Source organism: Arthrobacter sp. I3 (genome assembly GCF_000520575.1).
Lineage (GTDB): Bacteria > Actinomycetota > Actinomycetes > Actinomycetales > Micrococcaceae > Arthrobacter > Arthrobacter humicola_A.
On the sequence record NZ_KI914905.1, the window covers coordinates 1 to 2,574 of the forward strand.

The following is a 2,574-nucleotide window of genomic DNA, read 5'->3' on the forward strand; positions in this document are numbered from 1 at the left end:
GACAAAAGCGCCCACGCCCGGGAGCCGGGATCTCGGCGCCTCCGTGGTCCCACGGCCTGGTCCTCCCTTCCGGCGGCCAGTGGTGGCTTGCTTCTAACCCGGGTTCCCCTTCCTCGTCCCGCGGACGGGTGCATGTCGCAAGAGCACACCGGATGATCGTGGACATCCGGACGTGGCTGTTCCAGAATCGGGAATGTGCCCATGACCGAGCAGTACGGGCTTGTCTTCGACGGTGACCTGCCGCCGATGCGTTCGCTGCGCACGGCGTGGCTGCTGGCTTTGTTCCTGGGCTTCGCCGGCGCGGACAGGTTCTACCTCCACAAGCCGGTTACCGGCACCCTGAAGCTGTTGACGCTGGGCGGCGCCGGTATCTGGTGGCTCATTGACCTGTTCCGGATCACCTCTGAGTACGCCGCCGACGGGGCATCCATGCCGTTGGCCGGGACCAACTCCCTGCGACGCGGCCTGCGCCTGGCCTCGACAGTCCTGGTTGTCGCCCTCGCCGGTGCGTTGGTCTGCGTCAGCGCCGCCCCCGTCACCGGGACTGTGACCGCCACAGTTGCCGCGATGAACGCAGTGCTGCATCCGGCCCCGCCGCCCCCGGTGAAAGAATGGGTCACCGTCGCGGAGGCCTCCGGCACGAAACCCCCGGGCCCGCTTGTAACCCTCACCGGCAGGCTTCACATCGAGTACACCTTCACCGGGGCCGCCGTTGCCTATCTCCAACCTGTGAAAGGACCGGCCCTCACCGTGCTGTCCCTGGCCAAGGCGGGCGCCGGGGCGATCGGCATCAGCCTGGCTCCGGGGACCTACGCGCTGATAGTCAGCACCACCGGAGCCGTCTGGCACCTTACGGCCGAGGAATACCGGCTGCCCGGCTAGCGTCACGGTGCGTGCGGCCCTGTACGGCAACGGCCAGGGGGCAGCGGCTTTGGTACTGCCTTACCTGGGGCGCCGGACGTACACTTCCGGTATGGCCGCGAGACGTGTCGTTGAGATCGAACGGAAATTTGATGTCGAGGAAGAGACTCTCCTTCCTTCGCTGCAGGATTTGCCCGGTGTTGCCCGGGTAGACGAGCCCGTGGAGCACCGGCTGGAGGCTGAGTACTTCGACACCAAGGACCTGCGTCTGGCCGCCGCTGCGATCACCCTGCGCCGCGGGAGCGGCGGTGAGGACGGCGGATGGCACCTGAAACTGCCCAAGGGACCGGACGACCGGACGGAATTCCGCGAACTCCTTGGAGAGCAGGCCGACGGCGTCCCCGACGCCCTCCTCCGGCTGGTCCGCGTGCACACCAGGGGGGACGCCCTGGTCCCGGTGGCACGGCTGATGACTACGCGGACGCCCTGGTCCCGGTGGCACGGCTGATGACTACGCGCACCGTATACCGGCTCAGGAGCAAAAAGGACGCCGTTCTCGCAGACATCAGCGATGACCGGGTCCAGGCTGAGGTACTGGCCCCCACCCATGGCACACGGCACTGGAGGGAATGGGAAATAGAAATCACCGCGGCCCCCCGGTCCCTGCTCGAGGCCGGACAGGACCGGCTCGCCAGCGCCGGAGCCAGTCCGTCCACCCATGATTCAAAACTCGCCCACGCCCTGAACCGGGACCCGGCACCCGGGCCGCTGCCGGTGCCGAAGCGGAAAGGACCCGCCGGCGATGTCATGCTCGCCTACTTCAGGGACCAGGTGAAAGAGCTCAAGCAACAGGACCCGATGGTGCGCCAGGACGCCCACGATGCGGTCCACAAAATGAGGGTAGCCACCAGGCGCATGCGTTCAGTGCTGGCCACCTACCGGAAACTGCTGGACGACGCCGAGACGGTGAAAACCCTGCGCAACGAACTAAAGTGGCTCGCCGGCCTGCTCGGTGAGGCCCGTGACGCGGAGGTCATGCACGCACGCCTGAAGGAGATGGTTGGCCAGGAACCCAGCGAGCTGGTCATGGGCCTACCAGAAAGCCCATGAGAAGGCACTGAAGGCATTGGACGGAAAGCGCTACTTCCGGCTGCTCGATTCCCTCGATGCCCTCATCACCGCATCGCACCTCTCGGCGCTGGCCTCCGAACCGGCGCACAAGGTCATCCCCGGCATGGTCGAACGCGACGTCAAACGACTGCGCGCCGCGGTCAAGGAAGCCAAGCGGCATCCTGCCGGCACCGGTGACCATCCGGCCCTGCACGAGGCACGGAAAGACGGAAAACGCCTGCGGTACGCAGCCGAAGCAGCCGCCCCCGTCAACCCCAAGCAGGCCGCCCGCCTGGCTGACGCCGCCCACGGCGTCCAGAAAATTCTCGGTGACCACCAGGACAGCGTCGTTACCCGCCAGCTTCTGCGCAGGCTCGGCGCCGAGGCCTTCACCCTGGGCGAGAACGGATTCAGCTACGGACGCCTCCATGCGTTGGAACAAACCGTTGCACTCGAAGCCGAGGCACAATTCCACCGCGACTGGAAGAAATTCCCGGCCACCCCGCTCTGAGCAGACCCTGCATACTCATCGGGATCACCTTCCCGGGATGAGGTCCGCGGCCCCGGTACGGACAGAGAATAGGTGTACCTGCCAGTGGCAGG

At 66.5% G+C, this 2,574-nt stretch carries 4 protein-coding genes; all 4 read left to right on the forward strand.

Annotated elements, in window-relative coordinates:
- The first annotated feature begins 201 nt into the window (after positions 1 to 201).
- The 4 genes from Y706_RS23605 to Y706_RS27400 all read left to right on the forward strand — a co-directional run bounded on the left by Y706_RS23605 (position 202) and on the right by Y706_RS27400 (position 2,482).
- Positions 202 to 882, forward strand: coding sequence for a TM2 domain-containing protein (locus Y706_RS23605; RefSeq protein WP_043434771.1), 681 nt, complete (start codon positions 202 to 204; stop codon positions 880 to 882).
- A gap of 91 nt (positions 883 to 973) precedes the next feature.
- On the forward strand, positions 974 to 1,369 hold the full coding sequence (locus tag Y706_RS27390) for a CYTH domain-containing protein (RefSeq protein ID WP_156945062.1): 396 nt from the start codon (positions 974 to 976) through the stop codon (positions 1,367 to 1,369).
- Positions 1,369 to 1,971, forward strand: coding sequence for a CHAD domain-containing protein (locus Y706_RS27395; protein ID WP_052355004.1), 603 nt, complete (start codon positions 1,369 to 1,371; stop codon positions 1,969 to 1,971). Before Y706_RS27390 ends, Y706_RS27395 begins: the two co-directional genes overlap by 1 nt.
- Positions 1,922 to 2,482 carry a CHAD domain-containing protein gene (locus tag Y706_RS27400; protein WP_084475917.1) on the forward strand — a complete coding sequence of 187 codons (561 nt, stop codon included), beginning with the start codon at positions 1,922 to 1,924 and terminating at the stop codon, positions 2,480 to 2,482. The genes Y706_RS27395 and Y706_RS27400 overlap by 50 nt, the downstream gene beginning before the upstream one ends.
- The last annotated feature ends 92 nt before the right edge of the window (positions 2,483 to 2,574 follow it).

Coding starts and splice junctions, on each gene's coding strand:
- Y706_RS23605 (WP_043434771.1), top strand. CDS start 202: ATGACCGAGCAGTACGGGCTTGTCTTCGACGGTGACCTGCCGCCGATG.
- Y706_RS27390 (WP_156945062.1), top strand. CDS start 974: ATGGCCGCGAGACGTGTCGTTGAGATCGAACGGAAATTTGATGTCGAG.
- Y706_RS27395 (WP_052355004.1), top strand. CDS start 1,369: ATGACTACGCGCACCGTATACCGGCTCAGGAGCAAAAAGGACGCCGTT.